The organism is Mesorhizobium sp. M1365 (assembly GCF_040317865.1).
In the GTDB taxonomy this organism is placed as follows: Bacteria; Pseudomonadota; Alphaproteobacteria; order Rhizobiales; family Rhizobiaceae; genus Mesorhizobium.
On the sequence record NZ_JAMYLG010000002.1, the window covers coordinates 1 to 13,588 of the forward strand.

A 13,588-nucleotide genomic window follows, 5' to 3' on the forward strand; every position below is an offset into this window, starting at 1 on the left:
CCCATCAGCCATCGCATCAAGAAATGCGCCTGGAACGACGACTATCTCATCAATGCCATCACTCATATGCGATAGCCCTGCCCTCGAGGGGGGAGATTCGCCAGCCTGTTCACTGTTATCAAACCTTCATCGTTTCGAAATGTGCCTGAAACATTGAAGCTGGAGCTTGGCGGCTACGTTCAACGCCATCCAGGAGACAGCCATGAACAAGATTTCGATGACGCGGCGCGCTTTCGTCACGTCGGCCAGCGCCGTTGGCCTGGTCGGCGCCTCGGGCCTCGCCCTCCCCTATTACTCGCGCGCCAATCAGCGCCCGGCTTTCACCCATGGCATCCAGTCCGGCGACGTCGACGCCACCAGCGGCATGGTCTGGACACGCACCGACCGGCCGTCGCGCGTCATGTTCGAGGTGTCGCCGACCGAAAGCTTCACCAATGCCGTCCGCCTCGCGCCGCTCGATACCTCGCCGGCCAGCGATTATACGGTGAAGCGGCTGCTTACCGATCTCGCCTCCGACCAGGACATCTTCTACCGCATGGTCGCGGCCGATCTTGCCGACATCAACGCCGTTTCCGAGCCGGTCGTCGGCCGCTTCCGCACGGCACCTGCCTCGAAGCGCGACATTCGCTTTGCCTGGTCGGGCGACACCGCCGGCCAAGGTTGGGGCATCGACGAGACCGGCATGAAGACCTACGCCACCATTGCCAAGCACACGCCCGACTTCTTCCTGCATTCGGGCGATACGATCTATGCCGATGGTGCGATGAAGGACGAGGTCGACCTGCCCAACGGCGGCAAGTGGAAAAACAAAGTGCTGATCGACGAGAAGCGCAAGGTTGCCGAGACGCTGGACGAATACCGGGCGCAGTGGAAATACAACATGATGGACAGGCATGTGCTGGCGCTCAGCGCCATCTGTCCGACCTTCTATCAGTGGGATGACCACGAGGTGCTGAACAACTGGTCGGACTCGAAGGACCTGAGCGCCGACGATCGCTACACTGAAAAATCCATCCATGTGCTGGCGGCACGTGCGGCGCGCGCCTTCCACGAAATGACGACGATCCGTTACGAGCCGTCGGAGCCCGGCCGCGTCTACCGCAAGATCGCCTATGGTCCGCTGCTCGACGTGTTCTTCCTCGACATGCGTTCCTACCGCGGCCCCAACGGTCCGGATATGCAGGAGACGATGACGCCGCAATCGCGCATCCTCGGTGAACAGCAGATCAAGTGGCTGAAGCGTGAACTGGCGAATTCCAACGCAACCTGGAAAATCATCGCCGCCGACATGCCGCTCGGCCTCGTCGTCTGGAACGACGGCACCAAGAAGGTAGGGGCCGAGGCGGTCAGCAATGGCGACAATGGCCCGGCCAAAGGGCGTGAGCTGGAAATTGCCGACCTTCTTCGCTATATAAAGAATGCGGGTATCAGCAACACTGTCTGGCTCACCGCAGACGTGCATTACACAGCCGCGCATTACTACAATCCGGACAAGGCGCAGTTCCAGGACTTCGATCCGTTTTGGGAATTCGTTTCGGGTCCGATCCATTCCGGGACGTTCGGGCCTAATGGTTTCGATATGACATTCGGCCCGGAGCTGAAGTTCATAAAGGCACCAACTGCCGAACAGGGTCAAAACCTGGCGCCTTCGGCCGGCCTGCAGTTCTTCGGGCTCGTCGAGATCGATGGCGCCACCGAACAGTTGACGGTGCGGCTGATGGATCGCGACGACAGCGAACTCTACAAGGTCACGCTCGATCCGGTGCGGTCGGCGTGAGCGACGGCGCCACTACACTCGGGCCAGCCCGAGGGTAGGAACGTATATCAATCGGGATAGCAGACGACGGGAATGTTGGGCCAGACGGCGCTGTCGCATCCGGCATTTTGCTGCCGCTGCTTGAAGGCGGCGCTGACCGGCCCGGTCACCACCGGATCGACGCCATCGGGAGCATCGGCAAAAAGCTGCTCCGCCGACGGCTTGTCGGACGGCAAAGCAGACCGCGTCTCCTTGAACGACGCCGCCGATTGCGCCGCGCCGGCCGCGAGGAGGACGGCGAGCGCGGTACATGCCAAAATCGGCCGGAGTTTGATGCCTATCTCGATCATGAAATTCGAACTGTCCGGACCATGAAAGGTTCCGCCTTGGTTAATAATTCCACTTCACACCAAGACATTTAAGATTTGGTGACTTTATTTGGTGGCTCGCCTCCTCTTTCGCAATTGCGAAAAACCCTGTATGAGCCGCCCAACCGAAAGAGGCAGCGCCTTTTGGCCTGCTGCCTGCAACGCTCCCGAGACCAAAACATGAAAATCCGCAATATCGCGATCATCGCGCACGTCGACCATGGAAAAACCACCCTCGTCGACCAGCTTCTGAAACAGTCCGGCTCGTTCCGCGACAACCAGCGCGTCGCCGAGCGCGCCATGGATTCGAACGACCTCGAAAAGGAACGCGGCATCACCATCCTGGCCAAGGCGACCTCGGTCGACTGGAAGGACACCCGCATCAACATCGTCGACACGCCCGGCCACGCCGACTTCGGCGGCGAGGTCGAGCGCATTCTGTCGATGGTGGATTCGGCCATCGTGCTGGTCGACGCCGCCGAGGGGCCGATGCCGCAGACCAAATTCGTGGTCGGCAAGGCACTCAAGGTTGGACTGAAGCCGATCGTCGTCATCAACAAGATCGACCGGCCAGATGCCCGCCACGTCGAAGTGGTCAACGAGGTGTTCGATCTTTTTGCAGCACTTGACGCTACCGACGAGCAGCTCGACTTCCCTATCCTTTACGGTTCAGGCCGCGACGGCTGGGTCTCGGAAAACCCCGAAGGTCCGAAGGACCAGGCTCTGGCGCCGCTGTTCGACCTCGTCATCAAGCACGTGCCGGCCCCGACCGTTCATCCCGGCCCATTCCGCATGATCGGCACCATCCTGGAAGCCAATCCTTTCCTCGGCCGCATCATCACCGGCCGTATCGAATCCGGCACGCTGAAATCCAACCAGGCGGTCAAGGTGCTGCACCATGACGGCACCCAGGTCGAAACCGGCCGAATCTCGAAAATCCTTGCTTTCCGCGGGCTCGAGCGCCAGCCCATTGACGAGGCGCAGGCGGGCGACATCGTCGCCATCGCCGGCCTGTCGAAAGGCACTGTCGCCGACACCTTCTGCGACCTGTCGGTGACCGAGCCGCTGCACGCGCAGCCGATCGATCCGCCGACTGTGACGATGTCTTTCCTCGTCAACGATTCGCCGCTGGCCGGTACCGAAGGCGACAAGGTGACCAGCCGCGTCATCCGCGACCGCCTGCTGCGCGAGGCCGAAGGCAATGTCGCGCTGAAGATCGAGGAATCACCTGACAAGGATTCGTTCTTCGTTTCCGGCCGCGGCGAATTGCAGCTGGCCGTGCTGATCGAGACGATGCGCCGCGAAGGTTTTGAGATCGCCGTGTCGCGGCCGCGCGTCGTCATGCAGAAGGGCGATAGCGGCGAATTGCTGGAGCCGGTCGAGGAAGTCGTCATCGACGTCGACGAGGAGCATGCCGGCGTCGTCGTGCAGAAGATGTCGGAGCGCAAGGCCGAGATGGTCGAGCTTCGCCCTTCGGGCGGCAATCGCCAGCGCATCGTCTTCCACGCGCCGACGCGCGGGTTGATCGGCTACCAGTCGGAACTGTTGACCGACACGCGCGGCACCGCTGTGATGAACCGGCTGTTCCATGCCTATGAACCTTACAAGGGTGAGCTGCCGGGCCGTACCAACGGCGTGCTGATCTCCAACGAACAGGGTGAATCGGTGGCGTACGCCATGTGGAACCTGGAAGACCGTGGCCCGATGGTCATCGACCCGGGCGTCAAGGTCTATCAGGGCATGATCATCGGCATCCATTCCAGGGACAACGACCTCGAAGTCAACGTGCTCAAGGGCAAGAAGCTGACCAACATCCGCGCCGCCGGCAAGGACGAGGCGGTAAAGCTGACACCGCCGATCCGCATGACGCTGGAACGCGCGCTGGCCTGGATCCAGGACGACGAGCTGGTCGAAGTGACGCCGAAGACCATCCGCCTGCGCAAGCTCTATCTCGATCCGAATGAGCGCAAGCGTTTTGAGAAGTCGGCGAAAGTGGTCGGCGCGGCGTAAAGGGCAATACCGCGCAATGAGCGGTAAACTCGTCACGGCTGTCATATACGACAATCGACCCGAGGCCGAAGTTTGCGTGTCGATGCTCGACGCGTATGGAATTTATGCTCTCGCGAATTATCTTCTCGACACGGGCAGGCTTGGCTTGATCCATGTGCAAGTCGCCGACTGCGATCTCGATGCGGCCAAGGGTTTGATTGGCTCGGCCTCCAAAGAGGGCAACTGACCCCTGGCCGTACGGATTCCCTGCCGTTGCCTCATTCACCTGCAGCCGAAATGATTTTGTCCCGGTCTGGTTCGCCAGACAGGTGGATCTGGATCGCCGTTCCCGCCCGCGCTGGCTTGCGCAAGGCTTTGGCTCCGTCCGGACCAACCACCAGCAATCGTTTCTCTTCCCAAACCTGAAGCCGCGATCGCGAGACACCGAGTTCGTTGGCGAGCAACCGGTCGAGCCGCAGCGCTGTCGGCATTTCGAGCCAGAGCCGAAGTTCGAGCGCGCTGGTATTTTCCGGTCTATCCCCGAGCGCCTGCTTATGAACGACGGCTTCGGGAAACTCCTCGACGCGCCCGATACTGCTTCGCAATGCGGCAACATCGAAGGCATGGCGCCGCGCCAGGACCGGATCGTTGCTTTCGAGCGCCTGCAATATTGTCGGTTCGATATCGCGGCGGCTGCAGCGCTCCAGAATGCCGAAATTCCAGGAATTGTCGCAGTCGATGCAGCGGTAGATCAACCAGGCGTCAATGCGCTTGCCGTTGGCATTGACCCGGAATTTGCCGCTGCAGCGATAGGCTTTCAGGCCGCCGCAGCGATTGCAGTTGAGGTGAGGTCGAGGTGCGGTCTTGGGTGTGATCGTCCAGCGGATACGCAGTATCGAAGGCATGCCGAAAAGCCCTTCCCGTCGGGAAGTTCGTCAGATCGGCGATATCGAGAACCCATGCGGGCACGGCGTGGCGAGAGACTGCGGCAGTTGGAAATCAGGTGTCGCGGGTGGTTATGCGCGACAGCGGTTCAGCAGTGCCAAACCGGTCTCGAACCGCCACCCGAGGAACACATGATGTGAAAATAGGCATCGCGACTGCGACGCCCTGCTCTGTGTTGGGGGAGTTGACGAGACCGGCGGTTACGAAGGCAAAGTGAAGCTCGAAATGATGTCGGGACGACATTTCTAGCCGCGAGGTGCCTGGCCGACAAGCCTTCTTTCGGTGGACGCTACTGTCGTCGGACCAGTTGGGTTATCTTGAACGACCCAAACATTTCAAACGGGATCCGCGTCATGCATTTCACATCGCTTCTGATTTTTGCCGGCGCCCTGCTTGTTGCCGCCGGCTCGCCCGGCCCATCGATCGCCGCTCTTGTGGCGCGGGTCATCGCAAAAGGGTTTCGCGACGTGTTCCCGTTCCTGCTTGCGATGTGGATCGGCGAAGCGATCTGGCTGTCGCTGGCGGTGTTTGGCCTCGCCGTGGTGGCGCAGACGTTCCACTTTGCCTTTGTCGTCGTGAAGTGGGTCGGCGTCGCCTATCTCGGCTGGCTTGCCTGGAAGATGTGGACGGCACCGGTCGAGGCCAAGGAAGGCGCGCTGCCGCGCGAAGATTCGCCCGTCAGACTGTTCTTTGCCGGCATGGCGGTGACACTCGGCAACCCCAAGATCATGATGTTCTATCTGGCGCTGCTGCCGACCATCATCGACCTCGGTTCGGTCAGCATGGTGGGCTGGATCGAATTGACGGCGACCATGGCAGTGGTCCTGGTCGCCATCGATTTGACATGGGTGCTCGCCGCATCGCAGGCGCGCAAGCTCTTGAGGAGCAAGCGGGCGATGAAAATCGCCAACCGCATCAGCGCCGGTACCATGGCCGGCGCTGCGGCGGCGATCGCCGCGCGGTCTTGAGCCGGCGTCAACCCATTTCGATTATCGGTGCGATCTCGACGCTGAAACCCGGGTCCGTCAAGATAGGACAATCTTTGGCTTTGCCGACGGCATCGTCGATGTCCTTTGCTTCGATGATGGTGTAACCGGCGGTCGGATTGCTGCCGCCATTGTTCTCGACCTTGCCGCCAGGCAGCAGGGTCTTCGACATGCCGACTGGATTGCCACCGTCGACCACCGCTGAACCAAGCTTGCCGTACCAGCCGTTCCAGGCATCCATCGCTGCCTTCCGTTCGGCCTCCTCGGTCGGCATCTTGCCCGAGCCGTGATAGACGTAGAGAAATTTCGCCATGTTCTCCTCCTCTGATCGGCGGCATCGAACCGGCATGCGGTCATGCCGCATGCCGATCATCGGACCAAACCGGCAAACAAGCAACGAGAATGCGAAGTAGCTAATATAATATGCCGTTGGCTCGCAACGGCGGTGCCCTATCGCGCCATCGCATGGTATTCATCGTTCGGCCGCATATCGATTGCCGATGCCAGCCGGTTCGACATGTTGAAGAACGCCGCGGTCGAGGCGACGTCCCAGATGTCGCGGTCGGAAAAGCCGACTTGCCGCAACGCCGCCCGGTCCGCTTCGACGATCTTTGCCGGCTGCCCGGTCAGCTTCACCGCGAATTCGAGCATGGCGCGTTGCCTGTCCGACAGCTTGGCGGCGCGAAAATTCATCACCATCATCTCGCCGAAGGCTGGGTCGCCGGAAAGCTGGCGCACCGCCGCGCCATGCGCGGCCAGGCAATAGTAGCAATGGTTGACCGATGAGACGGCCACCGCGATCATCTCGCGCTCGAGTTTCGACAGGCCGGATTCACCCAGCATCAAATCATTGTACATGTCGGTGAAAGCGCGCAGCTTCTTCTCGTCGAAGGCATAGGCGAGCAGCACGTTGGGAACGAGGCCGAGCTTCTCCCGGCACTTGGTGAAATAGGCCTTGGTCGCGTCGCTCAGCTCCGCCGGTGCCAGGTCAAGCGCGGTGATTTTGTCCGTCATGGCGGATCTCTCCTCTTTTTCGCCAGGCTGCCGGTGAATTCCGACATTTCGTCGCAAGCCGTCAAACCTTTGTCGCCAAATACCCGTCATCTGTTAGCATAGCCGCAAAAACATGTGACGGGAGGGACTCATGGCCAGCGTAAAGTCAGCGAGCCGGTTGAAAAAAGCCGGCCTGACGAGGGGTGAAGCCGCGGGTGGTGAAAAGCCCGGCAGGCTTGCCGACTACCTGCTGGCCCGAGCTCCGGCCGAAGATGTCGCCGCCTACGACGTCATCGATCTCGAACGCGCTGCCGAACTCGCCGGCCGCGCAGTGGCCAGGCACAAGAAGGACGACTGCGTCGTTGCCATAGACGTCGATTCCGGTGTCGTCCGCCAGGGCCGGCCGATGACGGTGATCACTGTCGTCAACGACAACATGCCGTTCCTGTTCGATTCCGTCCTCGGCGAGATTACAGAAAGCGCCGGCGAGCCGCTGCTGGTTACCCATCCAGTCATAGTCGTCAGGCACGGCAAGAACGGCGTCGAGGAAATCCTCGGCGATGGCGGTTATGCCAAGGGCGACCACAGCCATGACCGACTGAGCGTCATCCATGTCCATATCGGCCGCCTTTCGGCCGAGCAGGCCGAAGGCCTGGCCGCACGCCTGACGAAACTGCTCGGCCAGGTGCGAGCCGCCGTCACCGACTGGAAGCCGATGCTTGCCCGCCTCGACCAGGCGATCTCGGAATTCCGCTACTCGCCAGTGCCGCTCGACAAGGCCCATGTCACCGAGGCGATCGCCTTCCTCGAATGGCTGCGCGACGACAACTTCACCTTTCTCGGCATGCGCGAATTCAACTATACCGGCGGCGAGACGAGCGGCATGCTCGAGCGCGCCGAAAAGCCCGGCCTCGGCATCCTTTCCGATCCCGACGTGCTGGTGCTCAGACGCGGCACCGAAGCGGTGAGCACGACGCCGGAAATCCGCGCCTTCCTGCATGGGCCGGAACCGCTGATCGTCACCAAGGCCAACGCCAAGTCGTCGGTGCACCGCCGCATCTACCTCGACTACATCGGCGTCAAGACCTACACCGGCAAAGGCGTGCTTTCAGGCGAGCTCCGTATCGTCGGCCTGTTCACCTCGACTGCCTATACGCGCTCGGTGATGAAAATCCCCTATCTGCGCTCGAAGGCGGAAACCGTCATCGCCAAATCCGGCTTCAATCCAAGCGACCATTCCGGCAAGGCATTGATCAACGTGCTGGAGAGCTATCCGCGCGACGAGCTGTTCCAGGTTCCGGTGCCGATCCTGCGCAAGCATGCCGAAGCCATACTGGGCTTGATCGAGCGGCCGCGCGTCAGGGCATTGGTGCGTGTCGACCAGTTCGACCGCTTCGTCTCCGTGCTCGTCTTCGTGCCGCGCGACCGCTACGACAGCGTCGTGCGCGAGAAGATCGGCACCTATCTGAAGACCGTCTTCGAAGGCCGGCTGTCCGCCTATTACCCGGCCTTCCCGGAAGGCGGGCTGGCGCGCGTCCATTTCATCATCGGCCGCTCCGGCGGCAAGACGCCGAAGGTCGAGCAGGCAACGATCGAGGCGGCGATCCGCGACATCGTACGGACTTGGGACGATGCCCTGCGCGAGACCGCGACCGAGACCGGCGCCGATGCGAGACTCACGGCCATCGCCTCGCGTTTTTCGGAAAGCTATCGCGACAGTTTTCGGCCGGGCGTGGCGCTGGCCGATGCCGGGCGCATCGCCAAGCTCGATGCGTCAAATCCGATCGCCATCGACTATTACCGTCACGCCGACCAGAAGCCGCATCAGGCGGCACTGAAGATCTATCACCATGGCAGCCCGGTGGCGCTGTCGCGGCGCGTGCCCGTGCTGGAAAACATTGGTTTCCGCGTCATCAGCGAGCGCACTTTCGAGGTCGGCGACAATCAATCCGGCACGATCAATAGTGATCAGCCCGGCATGGTCTTCATCCACGACATGGAACTCGAGAACAGCTACGGCAGGCCGATCGACCTCGGCAATGGCGGCGCGCTGTTCGAGGATGCGTTCCTTTCCGTCTGGCGCGGTGATGTCGACAATGACGGCTATAACGGCCTTGCCCAGACCGCCGGCCTGTGGTCGGGCGAGATCACCGTCCTGCGCGCCTATGGCCGCTATCTCCAGCAGGCCGGCATCCCGCAGAGCCAGGATTTCATCGCCGCCGCGCTCAACCGTTATCCCGAGATCGCCCGCGGCCTGCATGCGCTGTTTGTCGCCCGCCTCGGCGCGACGGCCGAGACGGAAGGCGTCGTTCAGGCCAAACATCTGAAAGCCAAGATCACGGATGCGCTGGAAGACGTTCCCAACATTGACGACGACACCATCATCCGCCGTTATCTGAACCTGATCGAAGCCTCGCTGCGCACCAATCATTTCGTTGCCGATACGAAACAGAAAGGCCAATCGCTGGCGATCAAGCTCGATTCGCAATCGGTCGACGGGCTGCCGGCGCCGCGGCCATGGCGGGAGATCTTCGTCTACGGCTCCGAGGTCGAGGGTGTGCATCTGCGCTTCGGCCCGGTCGCGCGCGGCGGCCTGCGCTGGTCGGACCGTGCGCAGGACTATCGCACCGAGGTGCTCGGCCTGGTCAAGGCACAGCAGGTCAAGAATGCGGTGATCGTGCCGGTTGGCGCCAAGGGCGGCTTCTACCCGAAAAAGCTGCCGATGAGCGCCGGGCGCGACGCAATTTTCGAGGCCGGCACGGCCGCCTACAAGAATTACGTTTCCAGCCTGTTGTCGATCACCGACAATATCGGGCTGGATGGCGTCATCCCGCCAGCCGGCGTCGTGCGGCGCGATCAGGATGATCCGTATTTCGTCGTCGCCGCGGACAAGGGCACGGCGACCTTCTCGGACATCGCCAACGCCATCAGCGAAAGGCACGGCTTCTGGCTCGACGACGCTTTCGCCAGCGGCGGTTCGGCCGGCTACGACCACAAGAAGATGGGCATCACCGCCAAGGGCGCCTGGGAAGCGGTCAAGCGGCATTTCCGCGAGATGAACCGCGACATCCAAACCACGCCGTTCACCGTCGTCGGCGTTGGCGACATGTCGGGCGACGTGTTCGGCAACGGCATGCTGCTGTCGGAGCAGACCCGGCTGATCGCCGCCTTCGATCATCGCGACATCTTCATCGATCCCGATCCCGACATGGCCGCTTCGATGGCCGAGCGCCGGCGTATGTTCGCTCTCGCCCGCTCAAGCTGGCAGGATTACGACAAGACGAAGCTGTCCGAAGGCGGCATCATCGTCTCGCGCAGCCAGAAGTCGATCACCTTGCCGGCTGCCGCGGCTGCAGCTATCGGCCTCGGCAAGACAACGGCCACGCCGGTCGAGATCATGAGTGCCATCCTCAAGGCGCCGGCAGATCTTTTGTGGTTCGGCGGCATCGGCACCTATGTCAGGGCATCGGGCGAGACCAACCAGGACGTCGGCGACCGTGCCAATGACGCGATCCGCATCACCGCGCTCGACCTGCGTGCCAAGGTCATCGGTGAAGGCGCCAATCTCGGCGTCACACAGCGGGCGCGCATCGAATTCGGATTGAATGGCGGCCGCTGCAACTCAGATGCGATCGACAATTCGGGCGGCGTGAACTGCTCAGACGTCGAGGTCAACATCAAGATCGCGCTGGCTTCCGCCATGCGGAAGGGATCGCTGACGCGGCCGTCGCGCAACAAATTGCTGGCCGAGATGACCGACGAGGTCAGCGCCCTGGTGCTGTCCAACAATTACCAGCAGACGCTGGCGCTGTCCCTTGCTCGCAAGCGCGGCCTTGCCGACATTGCCCATCAGAGCCGCTTCATGGAGGCGCTCGAGGCGCGCGGGCTGCTCGACCGTGCCGTCGAGACGCTGCCGTCGCCGGCGGCTCTTGCCGAGCGCGACGCGCGCGGCGAGCCGCTCACCCGGGCCGAGCTCGGCGTGCTGCTTGCCTATGCCAAGATCGTGCTGTTTTCCGATATCGTCGCCAGCGACGTGCCGGACGATCCGCATTTCGACCGCGACCTGATGGGTTATTTTCCCGACCGCATGGCAAAGAAATATGCGGCGGAAATCCACGGCCATCGCCTGCGCCGCGAGATCATCGCCCGTGCCGTCGCCAATGACCTGGTCAATCGCGGCGGCCCGTCCTTCGTCAACAGGCTGCAGGAAGCGACCGGGCGCAGTGCCGCCGATGTCGTGCGCACCTTCGCCGTGGTGCGGGATGGCTTTGCGCTGCCGGCGCTCTATCGCCAGATCGACGCGCTCGACAACCTGATCGACGGACAGATCCAGCTCGACCTCTATCAGGCGGTCAGCCGGCTGATCTATGTGACCAGCGGCTGGTACCTGAAGAACGATGCCGGCACCGCACCGCTCGGGCAGCGGATCACCGAGTTGCAGGATGCGCGCAAGGCGCTGGAGCCGAAGCTCGTTGCGCTGTTGCCGGCCTTCTCGCGCGAGCGGATCGAGGAGCGGCGGCACAGCCTGTCGAAGGGCGGCGCGCCCGAGAGCCTGGCCGAGCAACTGGCGTTGACCGATGTGGCGGAACTCATCCCCGACATTGCGCTGACGGCGCGGACGGCAACTGCCGGCATCGTCGCTGCCGCCAAGGCGTTTTTTGCAGTCAGCGATGTCTTCCGCATACCGCGCGTCGAAGATGCGGCGCGGTCGATCACGCCCTCGGATTATTACGATCAACTGGCGCTTTCGCGCGCCACCGACACAATCGGCGCGGCCAGGCGCGGCATCGCGGTGGCGGCACTCACCAGTCATGCCGAGGCGGCGGATCCGGTGACAGCATGGTTGGAGGCGGGCGGCGAACGGGTCGGACGCATCCGCGAGCGGCTGCAGGCTCTGACCGAGGGCGGCGACATCACCGTGTCGCGGCTGTCGGTGGCGTCCGGCCTGATGAGCGATCTGACAGGGCTGTGAGACGTCTTCCACATCGCGCGGGATTGCCGGGAAGAACTGCGCTATTGAGCGAACGGCGCCCTGCGTTGGGGGGCGCCGGAGCATGATCCCAAAAAGTGACGATCGGCTTTTGGACAAGATCGTGCTCAACAACAAGACGGAGCATCATTCCGATTCGATCGGCATGGAGCAAGCTCCAGCGGAGGGGACATGGCTGAGATGGCAGTGCAGCGGGCATCGGGACGCGGCATCTGGGGATGGATGCTGTTCGACTGGGCGGCACAGCCGTTTTTCACGGTCGTTACCACCTTCATCTTCGGTCCTTATTTCGTCTCGCGCATGGCCAGCAATCCAGAGACCGGGCAAGCGGCCTGGGGCTACGGCATTGCCGCCGCCGGCGTCGTCATTGCCGTTTTGTCGCCGGTCCTCGGCTCGATCGCCGATCAGACTGGACCACGCAAACCGTGGATAGCCTTCTTCGCCGCGGTTAAAATCACCTGCCTCACCCTGCTGTGGTTCGCCGCGCCCGGCTCTAATCTTTTTCTGGTCGTGGCGTTGTTCTCGCTGGCGTCGGTCGCGGCGGAATTCTCGACTGTGTTCAACGATTCGATGATGCCCCGCCTGGTGCCGAAGAGCGACATCGGCAGGATCTCGAACATGGCCTGGGGACTCGGCTATCTCGGCGGCATGATCGCACTGATCTTCGTCGTTACCGTCATGGCCGGCTCGCCTGAAACCGGCAAGACCGTCGTTGGGCTCGACCCGATCTTCGGCCTCGACCCCAGGCTCGGCGAGGACGCGCGCGCCACCGGACTGTTGTCGGCGGCCTGGTATTTCCTGTTCATCCTGCCGATGTTCTTCTTCACGCCTGATGCGATCAAAGGCATTCCAATCGGGCCGGCGGTGCGCGAAGGCCTGTCGGAACTGAAGTCGACGCTGGCCGAAGTGCGCAAGCGCAGCGGCATTTTTCGCTTTCTCGTCGCCCGCATGATCTATCAGGACGGCGTCAATGCACTGCTGGCGCTGGGCGGAACGTTTGCGGCGGCAATGTTCCATTGGTCGATTACCGAGATCGGCCTGTTCGGCATCATCCTCAACGTCGTTGCCATCGTCGGCTGCCTGGTTGCCGCACGCCTCGACACAGCACTGGGTTCCAAGACCATAGTGATGATTTCGCTGGTCATGCTAAGCATCGCTACGCTCGGCATCGTCTCGACCGGCCCGGGCTATACGCTGTTCGGCGCCTGGATGATGATGCCCGGACTGGACGGCGGCGGATTGTTCGGCACGGCGGCGGAAAAAGCCTACATTTTCTACGGCCTGCTGATCGGGCTTGCTTTCGGGCCGGTGCAGGCATCGTCGCGCTCCTACATGGCGCGCAGCGTCTCCGCTGCCGAATCGGGCCGCTATTTCGGCATCTATGCGCTGGCCGGCCGGGCAACCAGTTTTGCCGCACCCTTCATGGTGGCCACGATCACCCTGGCCAGCGGCTCGGCGCGGCTCGGCATGGCGGCGATCGTGCTGTTCCTTGGCGCCGGCATGGCGATCCTGATCGGCACGCCCTATCCGGCGGATCGGCCGGCGGAGTGAGCTGCTCTTG

At 62.3% G+C, this 13,588-nt stretch carries 10 protein-coding genes; 6 read left to right on the plus strand and 4 right to left on the minus strand.

Annotated elements, in window-relative coordinates; translation table 11 throughout:
• Positions 1 to 202 precede the first annotated feature (202 nt).
• A complete protein-coding gene (locus NKH04_RS02080) occupies positions 203 to 1,777 on the plus strand; it encodes an alkaline phosphatase D family protein (RefSeq protein WP_352540899.1) in 1,575 nt (524 codons plus the stop codon).
• A 47-nt stretch (positions 1,778 to 1,824) separates the two neighbouring features.
• Here the strand turns inward: NKH04_RS02080 and NKH04_RS02085 are convergent, their stop codons facing one another.
• Complete coding sequence (locus NKH04_RS02085; RefSeq protein WP_352451242.1) at positions 1,825 to 2,106, minus strand: hypothetical protein; 282 nt, start codon at positions 2,104 to 2,106, stop codon at positions 1,825 to 1,827.
• A gap of 198 nt (positions 2,107 to 2,304) precedes the next feature.
• On the opposite strand from NKH04_RS02085, the gene typA reads away from it, so the two are divergent.
• Together typA and NKH04_RS02095 are read left to right on the plus strand one after the other, a co-directional pair.
• Positions 2,305 to 4,134 (plus strand): translational GTPase TypA, encoded by a 1,830-nt coding sequence (gene typA, locus NKH04_RS02090; protein WP_352451241.1) that lies wholly within the window; start codon positions 2,305 to 2,307, stop codon positions 4,132 to 4,134.
• A 16-nt stretch (positions 4,135 to 4,150) separates the two neighbouring features.
• Complete coding sequence (locus NKH04_RS02095; protein ID WP_352772143.1) at positions 4,151 to 4,360, plus strand: hypothetical protein; 210 nt, start codon at positions 4,151 to 4,153, stop codon at positions 4,358 to 4,360.
• 31 nt (positions 4,361 to 4,391) lie between these two features.
• Here NKH04_RS02095 and NKH04_RS02100 read toward each other — a convergent pair whose 3' ends face one another.
• Positions 4,392 to 5,018 carry a DUF1062 domain-containing protein gene (locus tag NKH04_RS02100; protein WP_352834071.1) on the minus strand — a complete coding sequence of 209 codons (627 nt, stop codon included), beginning with the start codon at positions 5,016 to 5,018 and terminating at the stop codon, positions 4,392 to 4,394.
• A 393-nt stretch (positions 5,019 to 5,411) separates the two neighbouring features.
• Between NKH04_RS02100 and NKH04_RS02105 the strand changes: the two genes are divergently transcribed.
• Positions 5,412 to 6,026 carry a LysE family translocator gene (locus tag NKH04_RS02105; protein WP_352834068.1) on the plus strand — a complete coding sequence of 205 codons (615 nt, stop codon included), beginning with the start codon at positions 5,412 to 5,414 and terminating at the stop codon, positions 6,024 to 6,026.
• A gap of 7 nt (positions 6,027 to 6,033) precedes the next feature.
• Here NKH04_RS02105 and NKH04_RS02110 read toward each other — a convergent pair whose 3' ends face one another.
• Together NKH04_RS02110 and NKH04_RS02115 are read right to left on the minus strand one after the other, a co-directional pair.
• On the minus strand, positions 6,034 to 6,357 hold the full coding sequence (locus NKH04_RS02110) for a YciI family protein (RefSeq protein WP_023678126.1): 324 nt from the start codon (positions 6,355 to 6,357) through the stop codon (positions 6,034 to 6,036).
• Between the two features lie 137 nt (positions 6,358 to 6,494).
• Positions 6,495 to 7,058 carry a peroxidase-related enzyme gene (locus NKH04_RS02115; RefSeq protein WP_352683681.1) on the minus strand — a complete coding sequence of 188 codons (564 nt, stop codon included), beginning with the start codon at positions 7,056 to 7,058 and terminating at the stop codon, positions 6,495 to 6,497.
• A 130-nt stretch (positions 7,059 to 7,188) separates the two neighbouring features.
• Between NKH04_RS02115 and NKH04_RS02120 the strand changes: the two genes are divergently transcribed.
• Complete coding sequence (locus tag NKH04_RS02120; RefSeq protein ID WP_353044008.1) at positions 7,189 to 12,009, plus strand: NAD-glutamate dehydrogenase; 4,821 nt, start codon at positions 7,189 to 7,191, stop codon at positions 12,007 to 12,009.
• Between the two features lie 189 nt (positions 12,010 to 12,198).
• Positions 12,199 to 13,578: an MFS transporter gene (locus NKH04_RS02125; RefSeq protein WP_352834066.1), complete on the plus strand. Its 1,380-nt coding sequence runs from the start codon at positions 12,199 to 12,201 to the stop codon at positions 13,576 to 13,578.
• Positions 13,579 to 13,588 lie beyond the last annotated feature (10 nt).